Annotated in this window: 18 protein-coding genes; 8 read left to right on the top strand and 10 right to left on the bottom strand. The window is 49.5% G+C overall.

The features are described 5' to 3' along the window. Nucleotides 1-85: 85 nt before the first annotated feature. Complete coding sequence (locus GCE9029_RS20810; protein WP_062666564.1) at nt 86-1,003, bottom strand: TIGR03899 family protein; 918 nt, start codon at nt 1,001-1,003, stop codon at nt 86-88. 292 nt (nt 1,004-1,295) lie between these two features. Further along, nucleotides 1,296-1,850 (bottom strand): YtfJ family protein, encoded by a 555-nt coding sequence (locus tag GCE9029_RS20805; protein ID WP_062666562.1) that lies wholly within the window; start codon nt 1,848-1,850, stop codon nt 1,296-1,298. Nucleotides 1,851-2,281: 431 nt separating this feature from the next. On the opposite strand from GCE9029_RS20805, the gene GCE9029_RS20800 reads away from it, so the two are divergent. Then, nucleotides 2,282-2,488, top strand: a complete 207-nt coding sequence (locus tag GCE9029_RS20800) for a DUF1107 domain-containing protein (RefSeq protein WP_062666560.1) — start codon at nt 2,282-2,284, stop codon at nt 2,486-2,488. A 59-nt stretch (nt 2,489-2,547) separates the two neighbouring features. Here the strand turns inward: GCE9029_RS20800 and msrA are convergent, their stop codons facing one another. Then, nucleotides 2,548-3,189, bottom strand: a complete 642-nt coding sequence (msrA, locus tag GCE9029_RS20795) for a peptide-methionine (S)-S-oxide reductase MsrA (protein WP_062666558.1) — start codon at nt 3,187-3,189, stop codon at nt 2,548-2,550. Between the two features lie 297 nt (nt 3,190-3,486). On the opposite strand from msrA, the gene tamA reads away from it, so the two are divergent. Further along, entirely contained in the window at nt 3,487-5,211 is a 1,725-nt protein-coding gene (gene tamA / locus GCE9029_RS20790; protein ID WP_062666556.1) for an autotransporter assembly complex protein TamA, read from the top strand. Next, a complete protein-coding gene (tamB, locus tag GCE9029_RS20785; RefSeq protein WP_062666554.1) occupies nt 5,208-8,930 on the top strand; it encodes an autotransporter assembly complex protein TamB in 3,723 nt (1,240 codons plus the stop codon). Before tamA ends, tamB begins: the two co-directional genes overlap by 4 nt. 49 nt (nt 8,931-8,979) lie before the next feature. Here the strand turns inward: tamB and fbp are convergent, their stop codons facing one another. Next, nucleotides 8,980-9,996, bottom strand: coding sequence for a class 1 fructose-bisphosphatase (gene fbp, locus GCE9029_RS20780; protein ID WP_062666551.1), 1,017 nt, complete (start codon nt 9,994-9,996; stop codon nt 8,980-8,982). Between the two features lie 294 nt (nt 9,997-10,290). Between fbp and mpl the strand changes: the two genes are divergently transcribed. Next, nucleotides 10,291-11,646: a UDP-N-acetylmuramate:L-alanyl-gamma-D-glutamyl-meso-diaminopimelate ligase gene (gene mpl / locus GCE9029_RS20775; protein WP_082804406.1), complete on the top strand. Its 1,356-nt coding sequence runs from the start codon at nt 10,291-10,293 to the stop codon at nt 11,644-11,646. Between the two features lie 7 nt (nt 11,647-11,653). Continuing rightward, complete coding sequence (locus GCE9029_RS20770; RefSeq protein ID WP_062666549.1) at nt 11,654-12,286, top strand: flavin prenyltransferase UbiX; 633 nt, start codon at nt 11,654-11,656, stop codon at nt 12,284-12,286. A 59-nt stretch (nt 12,287-12,345) separates the two neighbouring features. Here GCE9029_RS20770 and GCE9029_RS20765 read toward each other — a convergent pair whose 3' ends face one another. From GCE9029_RS20765 to argR, 4 genes are all read right to left on the bottom strand, one after another. Next, complete coding sequence (locus GCE9029_RS20765) at nt 12,346-12,705, bottom strand: antibiotic biosynthesis monooxygenase family protein (RefSeq protein ID WP_062666547.1); 360 nt, start codon at nt 12,703-12,705, stop codon at nt 12,346-12,348. A gap of 139 nt (nt 12,706-12,844) precedes the next feature. Further along, entirely contained in the window at nt 12,845-13,282 is a 438-nt protein-coding gene (locus GCE9029_RS20760; protein ID WP_062666545.1) for a universal stress protein, read from the bottom strand. A gap of 51 nt (nt 13,283-13,333) precedes the next feature. Further along, nucleotides 13,334-15,904 carry a TRAP transporter permease gene (locus GCE9029_RS20755; protein WP_062666543.1) on the bottom strand — a complete coding sequence of 857 codons (2,571 nt, stop codon included), beginning with the start codon at nt 15,902-15,904 and terminating at the stop codon, nt 13,334-13,336. Between the two features lie 402 nt (nt 15,905-16,306). After that, nucleotides 16,307-16,777, bottom strand: a complete 471-nt coding sequence (gene argR / locus GCE9029_RS20750; RefSeq protein WP_046303052.1) for a transcriptional regulator ArgR — start codon at nt 16,775-16,777, stop codon at nt 16,307-16,309. A gap of 308 nt (nt 16,778-17,085) precedes the next feature. Here argR and mdh point away from each other — a divergent pair, with 308 nt between their 5' ends. Beyond that, nucleotides 17,086-18,021 carry a malate dehydrogenase gene (gene mdh / locus GCE9029_RS20745; RefSeq protein ID WP_062666541.1) on the top strand — a complete coding sequence of 312 codons (936 nt, stop codon included), beginning with the start codon at nt 17,086-17,088 and terminating at the stop codon, nt 18,019-18,021. A 63-nt stretch (nt 18,022-18,084) separates the two neighbouring features. On the opposite strand, the gene GCE9029_RS20740 is transcribed toward mdh, so the two are convergent. Together GCE9029_RS20740 and ispB are read right to left on the bottom strand one after the other, a co-directional pair. Further along, nucleotides 18,085-18,771, bottom strand: coding sequence for a DUF3313 domain-containing protein (locus GCE9029_RS20740; RefSeq protein WP_231870173.1), 687 nt, complete (start codon nt 18,769-18,771; stop codon nt 18,085-18,087). Nucleotides 18,772-18,828: 57 nt separating this feature from the next. Further along, nucleotides 18,829-19,800, bottom strand: a complete 972-nt coding sequence (gene ispB, locus GCE9029_RS20735; RefSeq protein ID WP_062666726.1) for an octaprenyl diphosphate synthase — start codon at nt 19,798-19,800, stop codon at nt 18,829-18,831. 269 nt (nt 19,801-20,069) lie between these two features. Here ispB and rplU point away from each other — a divergent pair, with 269 nt between their 5' ends. Both rplU and rpmA read left to right on the top strand, forming a co-directional pair. After that, on the top strand, nt 20,070-20,381 hold the full coding sequence (gene rplU / locus GCE9029_RS20730) for a 50S ribosomal protein L21 (protein WP_002536481.1): 312 nt from the start codon (nt 20,070-20,072) through the stop codon (nt 20,379-20,381). A 17-nt stretch (nt 20,382-20,398) separates the two neighbouring features. Next, nucleotides 20,399-20,656, top strand: a complete 258-nt coding sequence (rpmA, locus tag GCE9029_RS20725) for a 50S ribosomal protein L27 (RefSeq protein WP_002536479.1) — start codon at nt 20,399-20,401, stop codon at nt 20,654-20,656. Nucleotides 20,657-21,036 lie beyond the last annotated feature (380 nt).

Here is a 21,036-nt window from a genome sequence, read left to right as displayed (position 1 = left end):
TGCTGAAAAATGAAAAACGGCTGGGATTTCCCAGCCGTTTTTGTTTCCAGCCTTTCAGTGCTTCATCCCCAAAATAGGGTGGAGATTAGGCTTTCTCGTTGACGGTGGAGCCTACATCACTCTCTACAACAAAAGCTTTGGAAAGCAGCGCCATCAGGGCATCGAGATATTCAGGATGGGCTTTTTGACCCACCAGTTTTGCCAGTTCATTGCCTGTTGGGCTGAAGCGATAGTAGTAAATCCGAATGCCTTTTTTCAGTGGCGTGAGCATAAAGGTTTTGTTTTGCCCCATCAGTGGGAAGGAAGCAGGCGGCTCAAGCAGGCCAGATTCCAATTCGGTTCTCAATATGAGTCCCAAATCCATCAAGAGCATCAGGTCGGTGAATGGCAATTTGAAATTTCCCAGCGCCAAACGCTCGGCAATGTCCGGTTTGAAATAGCGCTTCATGCCATCTTCCGGTTTTCTAAACCCCGTAATGAGTTTGTTGCTGCCATCGCCGCCGAAGGTACAGGCCAATGCGCAAGCACGTTGAAGAGCTTGTGCTTCGCGTTGTGTCATGGTCTCCAGTAATGACAGGGCCTTCAGCGAAGTACTACCGGGTCTGATGATTTCCTGTTTCAGAATTCGCGCCCACAAATTCTGCATGCCATCGCCATAGATGTTCTTCGCCATTTCAAAGAATCGGTACAGCCAGTCAGGATCCGGTGAGCTCGCTGTTTCATCGCGGCAAAGATCGTTACAGGTCTTGATGATTTGCTCAAGATTTTCCTGCTGCTTTTGTTTGATCTCAAGCTGGCGGTAAGCAGCACGTGTAGTCAGGGTATCGTGTTCAATATCGTGCAACTTTGCATCAATATGGTGAGCTGCTGCAATGGCGGCCAGACGATGCTGGCTGGATTTGATGTGGCTCTCCTGCTGGCTTTGTGACTTTTCGCCACGCTTCGGGCTCTCTTTTTCGACGCTTTCTGCTTCAATCACGACAGGTTTGTTTGGTTCGGCCATGCTGTACCCGCTTTGAACACGTTAAGGTGATGTTTTCGCGATGATTTAGCGCAATTCGTGTGCAATCAACTATGTTAAAATTAAATTAAACTTGTTAACATTTGATCCATGTATGGAAGCGAAAGGAGGATCATTGCAGTGAAGAAGTTCAAAATGAATTCTGTCAATCTCCTGCTTGTCGCGTTTTACATTGCCACGCTGCTCTATCTTTCTCAGTTTATCGGCTAAATTCCGCTAAACATTAAAAAAACCCGCAAAGAGCGGGTTTTTTCGTTTCAGGGAGTGAGCAAGATCACTTCATCAGCTTATTCACCAAATCAATGACTTGAGTGATTTCTGCTTCGTCCAGGGGACCCTCTTTGACAAAACGGACGGTACCCTCAGTGTCCAGCACGACAATGGCTGAGCTTTCGTCCTGAAGTCGCCATGCGCCAGCAACAGCACCACTTTTATCCAAGATAATAGACGACCAACTGAATTCTTTTTTGCTGTCTTCCGCAGAAGATTTTACAAAACCACCCGTCCCCCAAATGGCGTCATCTTGGTTGATGATGGTGGTGGTTTGATATTTATCGCGTGGGAAATCAGCGACTTTGACCGCTTCAATCAAAGGCGCATTCATTTCCTTTGCGCTGCTGCGGCCAGCAATAGCTTGAATGATACGGACTTTGCCGTTAAGGCCAGCACTGTTCCAGGTTTCGTAACCGATTTTGTCGCCATTCAGGGTGAGTTCACCGTGCTTTTCAACGGAGACAGAAGGCAATGCCTGCCCGTTTGAGAGATTGTGAGCCGAGGCAAAGGTTGAGATGAGAGCAGTCGCCAAGGCTAGAGTTTTAATACGACGCATGAGTGATTGTTTCCTGTTCATTGATGTATTTGTTTTTATGCGTAACCCCTCTGAATTTGTTCAGTTTACGGGGTACGGTATTGAATATAGCTGATACAGAAAGTGAGCCCGAACCAATAACTGGCCCAACCACTCAAAATGAGAAATTCAACTCAGTTTAAATTGAATCTTTTTCAAGACACTGTGTCGTAATTTTGCCATGTGAGGATTTTTGTCTACGCTTATTTGGTTGTGGTAGATAACTAAACAATCTTCGTCTTTCTGATTGTTTGGGTTTGTTCGGGAAACCTATGTCGATTTTGTTGTCAAAAAAGTGATGGCGACAGCCCCGAATACTTGGCATTTAGATTGCATCGTACAAATGTCAGCCAATGTGGAAAGCATTGGTGTGTGATGCAGGTCTTTTATCATAGGCATGGAGGAGTTCATCAATGTTGCGCATTTTTAACCAATACCGCCCTCGTCAGGTTGCCCGTTATGTGAAAGGCTTTTTCCGCGGCAGAGTATATATCGATGGCGTGGGAGCCTTTGAGTTTGACCGAGGCAGACTGTTACCACCGCACAATAAAGACAAGCGCGCGCTGGCGGTGATGACCGAGGTTAACAACGAAATCAAGGCCATGGCAGCTGCCGCCTGACTTCGCTAGAGAACATACAAAAACGCCCGTCATCTGACGGGCGTTTTGCTTTTCAGGGGTTATCTTTCCCAAGGTGGCAGACAAACTCCCGTACCACCAATACCGCAATAGCCGTTTGGATTTTTCTCCAGGTACTGCTGGTGATAGGTTTCGGCAAAGTAGTAAGGGCCTGCCGGAGCAATCTCTGTCGTGATCTCTGCTTTGCCTTCTGCAATCAATGCTGCTTGGTAAGCATCTCGGCTGGCTATTGATGCTGCCTTCTGTGCCTCATCGAAGTAATAGATCGCCGAGCGGTACTGAGTACCTTTGTCATTTCCCTGACGCATACCTTGCGTTGGATCGTGGCTCTGCCAAAATTGTGTCAGAATTTCTTCCAGTGAAATGCGCTCAGGGTCGAAAACGACCTGCACCACTTCGGTGTGACCTGTCTGGGCGCTGCACACGTCTCTGTAAGTGGGGTTCACGGTAAAGCCACCGCTGTAGCCGACTGATGTGGATGTTACGCCATCAAGTTTCCAGAACAGTCGTTCTGCGCCCCAGAAACAACCCATGCCCAAAAGGATTTGAGCTTGGCCTGCAGGTGCCTCTTTGCTCAACATTGAGCCATTGACGGCATGCGCTTCAGCCGGAATAATTTCCTCGAGTCGATCTGGCAACGCCTGATCCGCGGTGATGGAGAGTTGCTTGTGATTGTTAAGCATATATCGACTCCTTGTCGTGTCTGGGTTGCGCCTGTTTTTCTGTCGAGTTTCCACAATCGGAACTGAACAGGCAGGAAAACTAAAGAACGGCGCAATGAGCATATTCTTTCATTGATGCCGGAATCCTCTCAAGGTGCTTGTGTAAGTTGATTCTGCCGGGCACTCAAATGATCCGTTGAGGACATTTTTCCTTGCTTTGATGCATATTTGCAACAGAACAACCGAACTCATGGACGGTCATACTGTCACTATTCTATTTTTAACAGGCTCTCAGGGTGAGAGAAAAGCATACGGTTGATGATTAAGAAACGATTAATACCTTGGGTTGTAGTCACAGCAACATGGGTGCCTGGGGTGGCAATCGCTGATGTGGATTTCGAAATCAAAGGGTTGGACGATGCCCTTGAGAAGAACGTTTCCGTTTACCTGGACGCCATACCTGATGGCGAGCGAAAGCTGACCTTCCGGTTCCAATCCCGCGTAACAGACGAAATCAATAAAGCGCTGCAGGCTCTGGGATATTACGACCCAACCATTACTTATACCGTCGAAGATAAAACGTCGATCGACGATGCCACTGTGGTGCTGGATATTGCGCCCGGCGAACCTGTGCGCATTGCAGAAGTGGATGTCGAGCTGACTGGGGATGCTAAAACTGATGAAGCATTTACTGATCTTCTGAAAACCGCGCCGAAAGTCGGCGACGTGCTTAACCAGGGGCAATACGATGCCCTGAAATCGTCGATTCAAAGCCTTGCAGTGCGTCGCGGCTATTTTGATGCGGAATACACCCTCTCAAGGTTGGAAGTCGCCCCAGGCCGTCATCAGGCTTTCATTCGTCTCCATTTCAGTAGTGGGATGCGCTATCACTTTGGCCCAGTGGTGTATCACAACAGCCAGATCAATGAAGAGCGCCTCGACAGCATGCTGACTTTCAAGGAAGGGGACCCGTATCTGGTCTCCGATCTTGGGGCTTTTAACCAATCGTTATCCAACACGGGTTGGTTCTCTTCTGTGCTAGTCGAAGCAGGCATTGATGTTCTGCGTGATGATCGCGTCCCTATTTCGGTGAATCTTGCACCTTCCCCGCGAAACCAGTTTGAAACCGGTATTGGTTATTCCACTGATGTGGGACCGCGCGTCAAAATTGGTTGGAAAAAGCCATGGTTTAACAGTCGTGGCCATAGTCTGAATACAGATTTGTACGTCTCCAAACCGAAGCAAACACTTGAATCAACCTACAAAATCCCACTTGAGGATGTACAGCGTGAGTACTATCAGGTGCAGGTTGGTCTGGAAAACCTCGATAACAATGACACCGAAAGCCTTGAGCTCACCTCTTCGATTTCCCGACATTGGAAGTACGACACGGGCTGGCAGCGTGCGCTATATCTTCGCTGGCTTTACTCGGACTACACCCAGGGCAGTGTCTCGAATATTTCGAATTTGATTCTGCCGGGTATTAACTTCTCGCGCGTCCGAAGCCGTGGTGGTGCGATGCCGTATTGGGGCGACAAACAGTCGATCACCTTTGAAGCTGGCGATCCTGCACTGCTATCAGACATCAGCCTGTTTCGTGTAGTGGGGCAAACGGCTTGGATTCGAAGCCTGAATAGCGATAACCGTTTCCTGACCCGGGTCAATGCAGGCGGTATTTTTACCGACGAGTTTGATCGCGTACCGCCATCTCTTCGCTTCTTTGCTGGCGGTGATAACAGCATTCGTGGCTATAGCTATGAATCCATTTCCCCCCGTGATGACGAAGGTAAACTTGAAGGCGGCTCCTACATGACAACTGGCACACTGGAATATAACTACCGTGTGACAGGAAACTGGTGGGGGGCGCTATTTGTGGATGGCGGTGACGCCTGGACAAGTAGCGATCCGGAATGGAAAACTTCAGCCGGTGTGGGCGTAAGGTGGGAGTCGCCCGTTGGCCCTATCCGCTTCGATATTGCCCACGGTTTTGATAACAAAGACGATGATTTCATGATCCACTTTAGTCTTGGACCAGAACTATGATGCGTTGGATTAAGCGATTTGTTATCGCCATCGTATTGTTGTTAGTTTTGGTTGTAGCTGGTGTGTTTGCGGTATTGTTGACACCTGCCGGCGTGAAACTCGCGGTCTGGGGCGCTCAGAAAGCCCTGCCGGAGTTAACTATCGAAAAAAGCAGTGGAGCACTGCTGAACGGATTTGCACTGGAAGGTGTGGCGTTCAGCATGGAAGGCTTTTCGCTGTCGGGTAAATCCCTTTCCCTTGATATCAACAGCCGGTGTCTGAGTGGTCCTGCGCTGTGCGTCGAGTCACTGACGGGTGATGGCATAGAGGTAGTGGTCGGAGAAACCGAACCTTCACCGGAATCACCGCCTTCGGAGCCACTGACTGAAATCAAAACGCCAGTGCCGCTGTTTCTCAATGGTATCGCGCTTTCTGATATATCTCTCGATATTCTCGGCACCAAGGTGCATTGGGACAGCCTGACCACGTCTGCGCAAATGCAGGGTAATACGGTGACCTTAAAACCGACAGAGTGGAAAGGCATACAGGTAAAGCTTGCTCAAAGCGAGGAAAAACCCGCTGAGACGGAACCTACAACTGCGGGCACGACACCGATTGAGCTGCCCACGGTGAATATCCCGCTCAACGTAGTGATTGAAGGCTTTGCACTGAAAGATGCAGAACTCCAGTTGCCACAAAAACAGGTGATTCACGAGTTCTTTGTGAAAGGAAAAGCGGGTGGTTCTGACATTGCACTTGAAGAAGTGCGCCTCGATGCAGAGCAGGGCAAAGTGTCGCTCAATGGCGATATCAAACTGCAGGAAAACTATCCGCTGAACCTTGCTGCCAAGGCCAATGTTAGGATGGAGCCGTTGCAGGGACACTCACTGACGCTGGATGCAAACGGTGACCTTCGCGATTTGGCGCTGAAAGCCAACCTCAACGGTGTGTTACAGGCGGTGCTTTCCGGAAAGCTTGATGCGCTTGACCCGGACTTACCGTTTAACGTGCTGCTGACCAGCAAGAACCTGCAGTGGCCGATTGACAGTAAAGCCGAATACACACTGGCTTCCACGGCGATTAACGCCAGCGGTAGCCTGAAAAAATACAGTGCATCGGTCAAAACCCAAGCGTCCGGTGAAGCGATTCCGGATATCGACTTGTCGACCAAATTAACGGGCGATCTCGGCAACGTGATGTTGGGTGATATCTCTTTGAAAACCCTCGGTGGCAGCATTGATGGCTGGGCGAGTGTCGATTGGTCTAAGCAGGTGAAATGGCAAACCCGACTGGCATTTTCCGATATTCAACCTGGGCTACAGTGGCCGGAGGCAGAAGGAAAGCTCTCCGGTGAGGTGCAAAACAGTGGTGAGCTGACCGAGCAAGGTGGTTGGTTAGTGCGCTTGCCAGAGCTTGATATAGAGGGGATCATCCGCGATCAGGCGCTGGACTTAAGTGGCCAGCTCAATGCTTCCGACGTGAAAGGAAAAGGTGACCTGCTGGTAGAAACCAATGGGCTTTCCCTTCGCCATGGCCCGAACCAGATTGATGTATCCGGCAAGGTGGATAAAGCGTTGGCACTGAAACTCAACCTGAATCTGCCGACGCTTTCCGCATCTATACCACAAGCCGGTGGCAGCATCAAAGGCAATATCGGTCTTTCCGGCACGCTCGAAAAACCGGAAGCTGCACTGCAAATCAATGCCAATGCTCTGCGTTGGGAAGAGTTGGTGACCGTGCAGGATGTCAGCATTCGTGGCTCAGTGACGCCATTACCTTTTATTGGTGGCGGGCTGATTGTTGAAGTAAACGGCGTGAAAGCTGAAGGCGTAGAGGTAAAAAGCCTGGCCCTCCGCGCGTCAGGCGATGAGAAAGACCAAACGGTGAGCCTCAAGGTCGATGGTAAGCCAGTCGGCGCAAATCTCTCTGTTCGAGGCAGTTTGGATCGGGAAAAAGGCTGGAAGGGAGCCTTGTATTCTTCTTCCGTTAAAACGCCTGTGGGACCATGGAAACTGATGAACGATGTGCCACTGAATGTGGATTTCAAATCCGGCGCAGTCGATATTGGCGCGTTCTGCTGGATGCAAAACCAAAGCAAAATCTGTCTGGATAAGCCAGCGAAAGTGGCTGACAGCGGGGAGGCTCAGCTTTCTATCGTCGATTTCAACCTGGATATTGTGCAGTCCTTTCTACCTGTGACGACCACGATTGAAGGACAGGTTAATGCAAACGCCAACGTGGCTTGGAAGCCCAATGCTTTGCCAGATCTGAAAGCGTCAGTGAACTTGTCGAAAGGTCAGGTGACCGAACAATTGGATGCACCGCTGACCATTGGTTGGGATGCGGTGAATCTGGACGCGACGCTTGCCAACAACACCTTGAATGCTGATTTATTGTTGGCGTTGACGGACAACGGCAAGGTGTCTTTGAATGCGGTGATGGGGAATCTGGAAAGCCAGAAACGCACGCTCAAGAGCACCTTCGGTATCGATAGTATTGACCTTGATATTCTGGCACCGGCGCTGGGTGAAGACACCACACTGGCAGGTATGCTGAACGGAAACGTTGTCCTTAATGGCGATCTGGATGCGCCAACGGCGAACGGCAGCATTGAGCTGAGCGGCCTGAAATTGCAAAGCCTCGCTGCGCCAGTAGAAGTGAGTGAAGGCAAGATCACTACCACGCTCAATGGCACCAGTGGCCGTATTAACGGTGATATTAAAACACCGGATGGTGACTTGGTGCTGGCGGGTAACGCGGACTGGAAAGATCTCAATGCCTGGCTGGCGTCACTGAATGTGAAGGGCCAGCGATTGAAGGTCGTGTTGCCGCCAATGGTGGCGTTGGAAGTGAGCCCTGATATGACGCTCAATGCTTCACCAAAGTCTGTGAACGTGAATGGTAATGTGTCGGTGCCTTGGGGGCGCATTGTCGTTGAGAACTTGCCTGAATCAGCAGTGCAGGTGTCCAGTGATGTGGTAATTCTGAATGACGAGCTCAAACCAGTCAAAGAAGAAGAAACCAACCCAATCACAGTGAATGCCAAGATTGCCGTCAATATTGGTGACGATGTCCGTCTTGAAGCCTTTGGTTTGAAAACCAATTTGGTGGGTAAGCTTGATGTGGCGAGCAACAACAAAGGGCCAAGCGTTAACGGCGAGATCAATCTGGAAGAAGGGACATATCGGTCATTTGGTCAGGATCTTCAAATCAAAAAAGGTCAGATCCTCTTTAATGGTCCGCCAGAGCAGCCTTATCTGCAGGTAGAAGCGATCCGAAATCCTGATGCCATTGAAGATGGGGTCGAAGCGGGTATCCGAGTGACAGGACCTGCTGATGCGCCGGAAGTACAGGTATTCTCAGACCCTGCTATGCCGCAGGCGAACGCATTATCATATCTGACGCGTGGTCGGAATCTGGACAGTGAATCTGATGGTAATGCCATGACCTCCATGCTGATCGGCCTTGGCCTCTCTCAAAGCGGAAAGCTGGTGGGGCAAATCGGTGAAGCGTTTGGCGTTCAGGATCTCTCGGTTGATACCTCGGGTAGCGGTAATGATGAGAAAGTGGAAGTTTCTGGCTACATCTTGCCAGGGCTGCAGGTGAAATATGGGGTGGGTATCTTTACCAGCCTGCCGGAATTCACCGTGCGCTACCGATTGTTGTCAGATCTTTATGTTGAGGCGGTTTCAGGCGCAGACAATGCCGTCGATCTGCTTTATCAGTTCAGTATCAAGTAATCTCAAAACGAAAAGCCCGGTTGCAAAACCGGGCTTTCTTTTTAGAGGCTTACTCTTCGTCTGGGAAGTTCTCGAGGAACTCTTCGACTTTCTCAACCATGTGGGTTGAGCCGACAAAAAACGGCACACGTTGGTGTAGCTCGGTAGGTTTGATATCCATAATACGCTGCGCACCGTCTGACGCCTTACCGCCCGCTTGCTCAATAATGAAGGCCATAGGGTTGCACTCATAAAGCAGACGTAGTTTGCCGCTTGGGTAAGCCGCTGTGCTTGGATACAGGTATAGGCCGCCTTTCAGCATATTGCGGTGAAAGTCTGACACCAGTGAGCCGATGTAGCGCGAAGTGTATGGACGGCCATCTGCAGGTTCATTTTCCTGACAGTATTTGATGTACTTTTTCACTCCGAGCGGGAAACGGATGTAGTTCCCTTCATTGATGGAGTAGATTTTTCCATCTTCCGGGATCGTCATGTTCTCGTGGGACAAGCAAAACGCACCAATGGATGGGTCATAGGTGAAACCGTGTACGCCGTTACCAGTGGTGTAAACCAGCATGGTTGAAGAGCCATAGATGATATAGCCGGCAGCAACCTGTTGATTACCTGGCTGGAGAAAATCTTCCATCGTAGCTGGCTGCCCAATGGGAGAAACGCGGCGGTAAATGGAGAAGATGGTGCCTACCGATACGTTCACATCGATGTTGGAGGAGCCATCGAGTGGGTCCATCAGGATGACATATTTGGCGTTACGACCGAGTTCGGTATCGAAGATGACCGCGTCATCCTCTTCTTCACTCGCCACTCCACACACTTGATCGCGTGCAGCCATCGCGGCTTTGAATTTTTCGTTCGCGTAGACGTCCAATTTTTGTTGTTCTTCGCCTTGGACGTTCTCACCACCAAATGCGCCAGTGATATCAGCGAGCCCAGCTTTGTTGATTTCACGGTTAACGATTTTGGCGGCCAGTCGGATAGAGGAGAGTAATGAGCTGAGTTCTCCACTGGCGCTAGGGTATTCATGTTGTTTTTCAACAATGAACTCGCCAAGTGTACGCATATCGGACATTCCAGATCCTTTTGATGTCTGTTATTAGATTCTTGGGTAAGATGCTGGAAAACAAAGTTGCGAGCGAAGTGCAAAAAGGCCTTTGCTTTCCTGGTTAATTTCGAGCGTCCAGCGCGCCGCTTGGGTGACAGGCAAAAATTTTTGCCAAAAACGTGACGTCACAACCGGACAAAAAATCAACTTGTTACACATTTTATAGTGTAGAACTTTTTATTCGTATCGAAGTAATTTGGACATGTCGGGATCTGTGATCCTTGGAGATACAGAACGACAGTTTTAAGCTGACGGAACCTTATGCATATACACATTTTGGGGATTTGCGGCACCTTTATGGGCGGCGCAGCCATTCTTGCGAGACAACTGGGTCATAAAGTGACAGGTTGTGACGCCAATGTTTACCCGCCAATGAGCACACTGTTGGAATCTCAGGGTATTGAGATTATTCAGGGTTATGACCCTTCTCAGCTTGATCCTGCGCCGGATCTGGTGGTGGTGGGTAATGCCATGAGCCGCGGCAATCCGTGTGTGGAATATGTGCTGAATCACAACCTCAACTACACATCTGGCCCACAGTGGCTGTTGGATTTTCTGCTGAAAGATCGTTGGGTGCTGGCGGTGGCGGGCACGCACGGCAAAACCACGACAGCAAGCATGCTGGCGTGGGTACTGGAAGATTGTGGCTACCAGCCAGGCTTTCTGATAGGTGGAGTACCTGGGAACTTCGGCGTGTCTGCGCGCCTCGGTGAAACCATGTTCTTTGTGGTCGAAGCCGATGAATACGACAGTGCTTTTTTTGACAAGCGTTCTAAGTTCGTTCATTACCATCCGCGGACACTGATCATGAACAATCTTGAGTTCGATCATGCGGACATCTTCGACGATCTGCATGCGATCAAACGTCAATTCCATCATTTGGTGCGCACTGTACCGGGTATAGGCCGTATCATTGCACCTTCGAATGACGAGAACATCAAATCAACCTTGGAGATGGGCTGCTGGAGCGAGTTGGAGTTTGCTGGCGAAGACGGTATCTGGAAGGTAGAAAAGCGCGTAGCTGACGGCAGTGAATTTGATGTTTGGTTTGAGGGCGAGTTGGTTGGCAGCGTGAAGTGGGATTTGATTGGTGATCACAATGTCAGCAATGCACTGATGACCGTCGCCGCTGCCCGTCACGTCGGTGTCACCCCAGATCTGGCTTGTGAGGCGTTAGGCAGTTTCATCAACACCAAACGCCGTCTCGAGCACAAAGGCGATTTCAATGGTGTCACGGTATACGACGATTTCGCCCACCACCCAACGGCAATTAAAACCACCTTGGAAGGACTTCGTGCCAAAGTGGGTGAACGCCGAATCCTTGCTGTGCTGGAGCCGAGATCCAACACGATGAAGCTTGGCGTACATAAAGATGAGATTGCCCCGTCATTGGATGCCGCTGATAAGGTATTGTTGTTCCAACCGGAACACATCAAATGGTCTGTTAAAGACGTGGCGGATGCATGCAAAGCACCAGCGCAAACCTTTGACGAGATTGATGCATTGGTTTCAGGCATCGTCAGCGAGGCCAATGCAGGCGACGTTATACTTGTGATGAGTAACGGCGGTTTTGGCGGCATTCACGACAAACTGAAAGCTGCGTTAGAACAACGATAAGGGAAACATGGCAACTTCAATGAGCGACAAACGCATCACACTGGCATGGAGCGGTGCATCAGGCGCGCCTTATGGACTTCGCCTGCTAGAGTGCTTGTTGGCGGCAGACTACGAAGTTTATCTTTTGGTGTCATCCGCAGCACGCGTAGTGCTGGCTACTGAACACGGTTTGAAACTGCCATCAGGTCCCGAAGCGGCAAAAGAAGCCTTGGTGAAGCACCTCAATGCACCGACTGATAAATTGGTGGTGTGTGGTAAAGAAGATTGGTTCTCGCCAGTCGCATCTGGCTCCGCAGCGCCCAAAAAAATGGTAGTGTGCCCGTGCTCTGCTGGCTCGCTGGCGGCGATTGCCCATGGGATGTCGGATAATTTGGCAGAACGTGCTGCAGATGTGGTGCTGAAAGAGTGTGGCCAATTGCTGTTGGTAGTGCGCGAAACCCCGTTTTCTACATTGCATTTAGAGAACATGCTGAAGCTATCGCAGATGGGCGTGACCATCATGCCGGCTGCACCAGGCTTTTATCATCAACCCAAATCTATCGACGATCTGGTGGACTTTATGGTGGCGCGTATCCTCGATCATCTCGGTATCGAACAAGTCCTTGTACCAAGGTGGGGCTACGATCAGCGAGATAAATGAGCGAATAAGATACGAGAAAAGCCATCTGTAAAGATGGCTTTTGTGTTTATGGCAATCACTTACTTGCTGTAGTGCTTCATGCTCATGGTGCTGGTATCGATTTTTTCGACAAAGGGTCCTGCTGCAGGTGCTTGCATGAAGCTATTCATTGATGCCTCAGCGTCGGCTTCTGTTTCCCAGTGCACAACCACCAACCATTCACCATTTTGGCCTTTTGCGGATTCACGGCTAATAAAACCGGGTTGTTTGGTGACGTGTTCAACTTCCACTGCTTTATCAAGCGGTGCGAAGGTTTCGTAACTTACCCCTTCCTTCAGTTTGAAGGTGGCAATTTCGATCACCTCAGCAACGGCGAGTGTTGGCATCAACAGCAGCACTGGCAAAGAGAGCGTACGCAGAGTGTGTGTCATTGGCTTCATTATGTTCTCCAGTCCTTGGTTTCAATCTCATCAGGTAAGACTTTAAGTGTCGTCGATAAGTTACTGCCTTGTGGAACAAAAATTGGGAAAAGAAAAGGGCAGTGAAATCACTGCCCTTTCTAATAACGCTTGATGCCGATTAGCCTTGTGGCTTCATGATCAACACGTTGATTTTTGACTGCTCCAGCACCTTTGAAGCCACAGAACCGATGATCAGTTTGTTAGCTTTAGAGCGCTTGTGGCTAGGCATCACAATCAAATCACAGCCCAGGCTGTCAGCGGTTTTGACGATGGCTTTGTAAGGCTTGCCTTCTGCCACTGACAAATCGTACGCCACGCCTTCTGGAACGATGCGTTCAGCAAAGGCTTTCAGGTTGTTACGAACGTCCTGCTTCATTTGACGGGCAGCATCTTCCGGGAAGTAAGACTGCACCATGGAGTTGTGAATGCCTGGCAGAGCGGTCAACAGGTGCAGCGTGGCGCCGGTTTGTCCTGCAAGCCAAACAGCATGTTCAACGGCTTTATCAGCGAAGCTTTCATCATTCAAATCAACAGGGACCAGAATGTGTTTATACATGTCGTCTACTCTCTTGTGTGGTAGTAACCGGGGCGTGATGCCCCGGACCGATTACGCTGTTTGTTGTTCTGCAACTTTGATGCGACGGCGTTGGTTCCAAGCCATAGCAGCAAGCAGAAGCAGGGTAGGAACAAATACCCACTCTTTGGCTGGTCGATCTGCCGGTGTACTCACCTGAACAATCTCCCAGTCGAAGTCGATACCCGCGTCCGATGCAGGGCTGCCCCACTGAACCATATCGACCAGCTTAGCCCCTTCCTCATCACGTAGTTCCAAACCGGTAGACATCACACGCGCCAGACCTTCAGCCTGTGCATAGTCAACAGGTAGGTGAACGTGTTTGGTCACGATATCACCGTCGATGGTTTCACCGCGGACCTGTAAGTTAAGCGTTTGACCATCAGGCAGTTTTTCTGCGACTTCAATGATAGACGAGCCTGGGTAATCGTTAGTTGCCGGATGAATTTGATCCCACCAGTAGCCAGGACGGAACAGTGAGAAAGTGATCAACAGCAGGAGCAGCGTTTCCCACCATTTGTTCTTGGTGAACCACCAACCTTGAGTGGCAGCTGAAAATGCGAGCATTGCTATAACCGCTGAGCCTATGGTCAGCATGAGGTGTACTGGCCCTTCAATATCCATCAACAGCAGTTGGGTGTTGAAGATGAACATAAACGGCAGGATCGCAGTACGGATATCGTAAGTGAAACCCTGAATACCAGTTTTGATTGGGTCAGATTTTGCAATCGCCGCTGCCGCAAATGCCGCCAGACCAACTGGTGGGGTGTCATCTGCCAGAATGCCGAAGTAGAACACAAACAAGTGAACGGCGATCAGCGGGATGATGAGTCCTTCCTGCGCACCCAGTGTTACGATAACTGGCGCCATCAGGGTAGATACCACGATGTAGTTTGCTGTGGTTGGCAGACCCATACCCAAGATCAGGCTGATGATTGCGGTGAACAGCAGCATCAACATGATGTTACCGCCGGAGATGAACTCAACGAAGTCCGTCATCACAAGACCGATACCGGTCAGTGTGACCACACCTACCACAATGCCCGCTGCAGCAGTCGCTACACCGATACCAATCATGTTACGTGCACCGGCAACAAAGCCTTCCGCCAAGTCGACGAAACCGTTTTTGATTTCTTCACCGAAGTTAGACTCGCCATGGAAGAAAGCAAACAGTGGGCGTTGGGTGACCACGATGAACATCATGAACAGGGTCGCCCAGAATGCAGACAAACCTGGTGAGAAGCGTTCAACCATCAGACACCATACCAGCACCACGATTGGCAGCAGGTAGTAGAGACCTGAACGTGCAGTTGGACCCGGATCGGGTAGCTCAGAAAGGTCGGTATCTGCTGGGTCTTCTACCGCCTCTTTCTTGTATTGCGCTGAGTATCGAACCAGTGCGATATAGGCAATGAAAATTGCCACTGCAATGATTGGGCTCGCCGCAGCACCGAACACGTCTTTGGTCCAGCCAATACCGTAGTAAACGGCAAAGCTCAGCACACAGATACCAATCACGATGGTCAGGAAGCTCAGCAGAGACTGTACCAGCGTCGATTGGTGGCGACGTGGAAGGCCTGTCATGCCTGCCTTACAAGCTTCAAGGTGAACGATGTAGATAAGTGCGATGTAAGAAATGATGGCAGGCAAAATCGCCGCTTTAATCACTTCAATGTAAGGAATACCGACGTACTCCACCATCAGGAAGGCTGCCGCACCCATGATAGGTGGCGTCAGCTGACCATTGGTTGATGCAGCAACCTCTACTGCACCCGCTTTTGTTCCTGGGAAACCAACACGTTTCATCAGTGGAATGGTGAATACACCAGTCGTTACCACGTTCGCGATGGATGAACCGGAAATCAGGCCTGACAGACCAGAAGCGACAACGGCTGCTTTTGCCGGACCGCCACGCATATGACCGAGCATAGAAAAGGCCACTTTGATGAAGTAGCCACCTGCACCTGCACGATCAAGCAAGGCACCGAAGAGTACAAACAGGAAGACAAAAGACGTTGATACACCCAGTGCGACACCAAATACACCTTCGGTAGTCAGCCACATGTGGGACATGGCTTTGTTCAGGCTTGCTCCTTTATGCGCGATAACATCGGGCATATGAGGACCTGCGAAGGTGTAGAGTAGAAATACCAGTGCGACGACCATTAGCGGAGGGCCAAGAGCGCGTCGTGTTGCTTCCAGCAGCAAAATCATACCTGTGACTGCAACAACGATATCAAAGCTTGTTGGAGCACCAGCGCGGGAGGCAAGCTCGGTGTAGAAAAGGAAGAGATACCCGGCTGAGAAGCTACCTGCGGCCGCAAAAATCCAATCCTGGACAGGAATACGGTCTCGAGGAGAGCTTTTCAGAGCGGGATAAGCGGTGAATGCCAGAAAGATAGCAAACGCCAAGTGAATCGATCGTGCCTCGGTATCATTGAGCGCGACAGTAAATGGTGAGGCATACCAGAGCTGGAAAATTGACCAGCACAAGGGAACAAACCAGAGGATCTTTCCCGGTAAACCTGACGGAGCGCGGGCTCCGGTGTCCGCTTGAGCGACAATGTCCTGCGCTTCTTGCGGTGTCTCGGTCGTCTTCGTCATGCCATTGTCCTTTAATCGGCAAGTAAAAGTGTAAAAAAACCTGACATCAGATGCGGATAACCCGCAACAAAGCGGGCTATCTCCACAGCGTGTTTTATACGCCTTTATTGTCTTCACCTAATGACGAGTACTGCTTTGCACGGTCTTGTGTAAGACTCAGTTTATTTTGTGTATTTAGGATTCTTTGGTTATGGATGATAACAAATCCGTTTCCAAAATTTAAAACTAGCGAAATATTTTGTCATGGTCTTTCGCATCGAATTGAGGTGTGAGGGAAGATAAAAGTGGGAAAGTCTCAATATTGAGATGAAATAGTGTCTCGGGATGTGAATGGTTGGATAAAGAAATAGGCAGGGTGATTGGAAAATCATCCTGCCTATTTGGAAGGTTTCTCAGTTTGAATTAGCGGGAATAATCGAAAAGTCCGCAAACGGCTTCAAACAGGCGCGCAGTGGTGGTAGAGCGCGTTGGGGTGATAAAGATGGTGTCGTCACCGGCTACCACGCCCAGAATACCTTCGGCTTTACCCAGAGAGTCCAGTAAGCGGGCAATAAGTTGTGCCGCCCCCGGACCTGTATGGATAACAACGAGAGCATCGTTGTAGTCGATATCCATCACCAATTCTTTCAGCGGGCTGCTGGTGGTTGGTACGCCAAGTTCAACAGGAAGGCAGTACACCATTTCCATTTTTGCGTTGCGAGTACGTACAGCGCCAAACTTGGTCAGCATGCGAGAGACTTTAGACTGGTTAATGTTCTCAAAGCCTTGCGCTTTCAGAGCATCCACGATTTCGCCCTGGGAGCTGAATTTTTCTTCTTTCAGGATGGCTTTAAAAGCCTTCACCAATTGATCTTGTTTATCTGAATTGCGCATATTTCTTCTTTCTTCCCCGTGTCAGGATGGCGCATTCTTGCATAGTGATTCAGTCGCGAGCAATAAAATCAGCGGTAAAGTGACGCACCTATCACCTTTCAACAGGCCTTGATGGCTTTGAAGAGAAAAATGAGAAGCGCGGCTTATCCTCAGGTTGATATGCTTGTGGTTATCGGCCACGGGAACGTATCATGCGGAAAGGTCCGTTATGCATACGGGGTTGTCAGTGAATTTAAGTAAACCACCTTATGCTGACTTACCTCGTATCCAAGGTCTGAAATAATAAAATCGTAAATAAGGAGAACGAGATGAAAGTTGCTGTGATTGGCGCCGCTGGTGGCATTGGTCAAGCTTTAGCCCTGCTTTTGAAAAACCGTCTGCCTGCGGGTTCTGATCTGGCTCTGTATGACATCGCCCCTGTAACTCCAGGTGTTGCGGTGGATCTTAGCCACATCCCGACCCCAGTATCGATCAAAGGTTACAGCGGTGAAGATCCAACACCTGCACTGGAAGGTGCTGATGTTGTTCTGATCTCAGCTGGTGTAGCGCGTAAACCAGGTATGGATCGTTCTGATCTGTTCAACGTGAACGCGGGTATCGTTCGTTCTCTGAGTGAAAGAATTGCTGATGTGTGCCCGAAAGCACTGATCGGTATCATCACTAACCCAGTAAACACCACCGTTGCAATTGCGGCAGAAGTGCTGAAAGCAAAAGGTGTTTACGACAAGAACCGTCTTTTCGGTGTAACAACACTGGATATCATCCGCTCTGAAACCTTCGTAGCAGAGCTGAAAGGCAAAGATCCAAGCGATGTTCGCGTACCAGTTATCGGTGGTCACTCTGGCGTGACTATTCTGCCGCTGCTGTCTCAGGTTGAAGGTGTTGAGTTCACTGAAGAAGAAGTGGCTGCTCTGACACCTCGTATCCAAAACGCAGGTACTGAAGTGGTTGAAGCAAAAGCGGGTGGCGGTTCTGCAACTCTGTCTATGGGTCAAGCAGCATGTCGCTTTGGTCTGGCGCTGGTTCGCGCAGCTCAAGGCGAGCAAGACGTTGTTGAGTGTGCTTATGTGGAAGGTGACGGCAAATACGCGCGCTTCTTCGCTCAACCGGTACGTCTGGGCAAAAACGGTGTGGAAGAGATCCTGGATCACGGCCCACTGAGTGCGTTCGAGCAAAACGCACTGGACAGCATGCTGGATACACTGCGTAAAGATATCCAACTGGGCGAAGAGTTCGTTAAGTAACTTTTCCCTGAAAAGAAAAAAAGCGGCTTGGCAGCCGCTTTTTTTATGTCTGCAATTATCCGGCTATTCGCGAATGACTTTGCTGTCGAGTGTTTTACCTAAGCGCTCGACCCAAAAGTTAATCGCATCTTTGGCATCGTCCAGTGAATCGATCATGGTAGACAGGTCTTTATTCCCGACTTCACGATCTATAACAGCAAAGAGCGGTTTGTCATCGCTGGCATCACTGACCAACAACTCGATAGTGGCACTACCAACATTGGTGTGTTCACCGGTGGTGATCTTTGAGATGGTCGAAATACCTAATCCGACAGGCAGCAGGCTACTGGTTATTGCCAAAACTGGATTTGGGGTTTCAACATTACTGATAGCAATACTGAGTCGAAGCGTATCGTCTTCTGGCTTATCTACAATGCGCTTGTGCGGAGCAATTTTCTCTTTGAGTGATTGCGCCAGATACTCAGTTAATTCATGAATATCTTCGTCATCCAGCTCATTGTCTTCTGAGGTTAAGACGTAAATTCTGTCCAAAACGACGGAGTCATATTGTGCAAGCTTGCGTTTTAATCTGGCTTCATCACGCAGTCCTACCCGCGCCCATACCAAATCAACGCCGCCTTCAGGGCCAGCTTTAAAATCTTCGTACGAGGTGAATGAAGTCGCGGGAATACGGTTGCCTCCGGCACAGCCGAAAAGTATGGCACTGCCTAATACAATGGCAGCGGCTTTCATGGGGAAGTGCGTCAACATTTCTTCCTTAAAATCGCATCAAAAAAGAAAGCGCACCCTAGGGTGCGTTAAACAAGATTATTTTTTACGGTGCACAGCAATGTGTGCCAGCGCTTTGAGTGCCTCTTTATATTCCGACTCGGGAACCGATGCTAGGGCTTCTATGGCTTTTTCTGCTTCTTCCTCTGCACGTTGTCGCGTGTATTCGAGTGAGCCACATTGTTCCATGCAAGCGAGGATAGGATCGAGCTTGTCCAGGCCATTGCCTTGTTCGATCGCTTCGCGGATCATGGCTGACTGCTCTGGATTACCATTCGCCATGGCGTGAAGTAACGGCAAAGTCGGTTTACCTTCAGCCAGGTCGTCACCGGTATTTTTACCCATCTCATCGCCTTGTGAGGTGTAATCCATCACGTCATCGATGAGCTGGAAAGCAGTCCCAAGGTAGCGGCCGTAATCCTGCATCGCTTTTTCAATATCTTCAGATGAATCTGACAGGATCGCACCGATCTGGGTCGCAGCTTCAAAAAGACGTGCAGTTTTTGAGTAGATCACCTGCATGTAACTTTCTTCAGTAGTGTCGGGGTCATTACAGTTCATCAACTGCAAAACCTCGCCTTCTGCGATCACATTGGTAGCTTCACTCATCAGATCGAGGATCCTCAAAGATCGAAGCTCAGTCATCATCTGGAAAGAGCGCGTATAGATGTAGTCGCCAACCAGCACGCTGGCTGCATTGCCAAACATAGCATTGGCTGTTGCTTTGCCACGGCGCAGGTCAGATTCATCGACGACATCGTCGTGCAGTAGGGTAGCGGTATGGATAAATTCGATAAAGGCAGCAGCGGTGATATGTCCTTCACCGTGATAATTCAGCGCGCGGGCTGACAAAACAGCAAGCATTGGGCGCAGGCGTTTGCCTCCGCCACTGACGATATAAAAGCCTAATTGATTAATTAAGGCGACGTCAGAATTCAGTTGCGCAAGTATTTTTTTGTCCACTTTTGCCATGTCATCGGCAGTCAGTGCTTGGATGGTGTTAAAATCCATTGATGCGTCCGGTCCAAGGGAAGATTGCAGTTTGCTGCTCTCGTTTTTGCGATGATAGTACACTAAAATTCCTTACTCGACACAGTATCAATGTTGGCAAAATAGACGGTTAAATACAGTGAACAGGTTTTCACCAATTTTCTTTCACTACCCCCTTGCCAGAAGGCGAATCTTACCGTAGAATTCGCGCCCTATTGATGAATTAAATGCGCACCCCTCACTGCACAATTTTTAAACGCAGAAGGCTGTGCGGAAATGCGGAGAAAACCATGTACGCAGTTTTCCAAAGTGGTGGTAAACAACACCGTGTAAGCGAAGGCCAAACTATTCGCTTGGAAAAGCTAGACATTGAAACTGGCTCAACTGTTGAGTTTGATTCTGTTCTGCTGGTAGCTAACGGCGAAGAAATCACCGTTGGTGCACCGTTCGTAGCAGGCGGTAAAGTAACTGCTGAAGTAGTTACTCACGGTCGTGGCGACAAAGTGAAAATCGTTAAGTTCCGTCGTCGTAAGCATTCTCGTAAGCAAATGGGCCACCGTCAGTGGTTCACTGAAGTCAAAATTACTGGCATCAGCGCTTAATCTAGGAGAAGAGATAAATGGCACATAAAAAAGCTGGCGGTTCTACTCGTAACGGCCGTGATTCAGAAAGCAAACGTCTTGGTGTTAAGCGCTTCGGCGGTGAATCTGTTCTGGCAGGTAACATCATCGTTCGTCAACGTGGTACTAAATTCCACGCGGGCACTAACGTAGGTTGCGGTAAAGACCACACTCTATTCGCTCTGTCTGACGGCAAAGTGAAATTCGAAGTTAAAGGTCCTAAGAACCGTAAATTCGTTAGCATCGAAGCTGAATAATAGCACTCGATACTGATTTTGAAGCCCTGCCTTACGGCGGGGCTTTTTGTTGCATAGCTAAGTGACTTTGGGTGAAGTTATTTAGCTATACAACAGCAATCTAAGCTCAGGCGGCTCAGCAGCGAATTTACGCATGCCGCGTATCATTCGCGGCTTGAAGGGAATCGCGTCACGCGGATGTCACAGATGTCACGAATGCATCTGTAGGCATACATAGCGTGGCAATACTGAACGCAACCCGGTTTTTGATCCTAAGATCTTTTTAATGGATAAGGATCATCGGCCAGAAGTGCTCCAACAGGGTGCTGCTCGATCGCCAATGTTAACCCAAGAACACGTAATACCTGCCTGAAGGTGGGTGGTGCAGGGTATGGAGAAGA

The organism is Grimontia celer (assembly GCF_900055185.1).
Taxonomy (GTDB): Bacteria; Pseudomonadota; Gammaproteobacteria; order Enterobacterales; family Vibrionaceae; genus Enterovibrio; species Enterovibrio celer.
The sequence above is the reverse complement of the archived record's forward strand: the minus strand, read 5'-3'. Positions and strand labels throughout refer to the sequence as shown.

Bases quoted from the DNA above. Each gene is read 5' to 3' on its own strand.
- argR (WP_046303052.1), bottom strand. From the start codon at position 16,777: ATGCGCAATTCAGATAAACAAGATCAATTGGTGAAGGCTTTTAAAGCC.
- mpl (WP_082804406.1), top strand. From the start codon at position 10,291: ATGCATATACACATTTTGGGGATTTGCGGCACCTTTATGGGCGGCGCA.
- fbp (WP_062666551.1), bottom strand. From the start codon at position 9,996: ATGTCCGATATGCGTACACTTGGCGAGTTCATTGTTGAAAAACAACAT.
- rplU (WP_002536481.1), top strand. From the start codon at position 20,070: ATGTACGCAGTTTTCCAAAGTGGTGGTAAACAACACCGTGTAAGCGAA.
- ispB (WP_062666726.1), bottom strand. From the start codon at position 19,800: ATGGATTTTAACACCATCCAAGCACTGACTGCCGATGACATGGCAAAA.
- GCE9029_RS20805 (WP_062666562.1), bottom strand. From the start codon at position 1,850: ATGCGTCGTATTAAAACTCTAGCCTTGGCGACTGCTCTCATCTCAACC.
- GCE9029_RS20755 (WP_062666543.1), bottom strand. From the start codon at position 15,904: ATGACGAAGACGACCGAGACACCGCAAGAAGCGCAGGACATTGTCGCT.
- GCE9029_RS20760 (WP_062666545.1), bottom strand. From the start codon at position 13,282: ATGTATAAACACATTCTGGTCCCTGTTGATTTGAATGATGAAAGCTTC.
- GCE9029_RS20770 (WP_062666549.1), top strand. From the start codon at position 11,654: ATGGCAACTTCAATGAGCGACAAACGCATCACACTGGCATGGAGCGGT.
- GCE9029_RS20740 (WP_231870173.1), bottom strand. From the start codon at position 18,771: ATGTTGACGCACTTCCCCATGAAAGCCGCTGCCATTGTATTAGGCAGT.
- GCE9029_RS20765 (WP_062666547.1), bottom strand. From the start codon at position 12,705: ATGAAGCCAATGACACACACTCTGCGTACGCTCTCTTTGCCAGTGCTG.
- tamB (WP_062666554.1), top strand. From the start codon at position 5,208: ATGATGCGTTGGATTAAGCGATTTGTTATCGCCATCGTATTGTTGTTA.
- GCE9029_RS20800 (WP_062666560.1), top strand. From the start codon at position 2,282: ATGTTGCGCATTTTTAACCAATACCGCCCTCGTCAGGTTGCCCGTTAT.
- msrA (WP_062666558.1), bottom strand. From the start codon at position 3,189: ATGCTTAACAATCACAAGCAACTCTCCATCACCGCGGATCAGGCGTTG.
- rpmA (WP_002536479.1), top strand. From the start codon at position 20,399: ATGGCACATAAAAAAGCTGGCGGTTCTACTCGTAACGGCCGTGATTCA.
- tamA (WP_062666556.1), top strand. From the start codon at position 3,487: ATGATTAAGAAACGATTAATACCTTGGGTTGTAGTCACAGCAACATGG.
- mdh (WP_062666541.1), top strand. From the start codon at position 17,086: ATGAAAGTTGCTGTGATTGGCGCCGCTGGTGGCATTGGTCAAGCTTTA.
- GCE9029_RS20810 (WP_062666564.1), bottom strand. From the start codon at position 1,003: ATGGCCGAACCAAACAAACCTGTCGTGATTGAAGCAGAAAGCGTCGAA.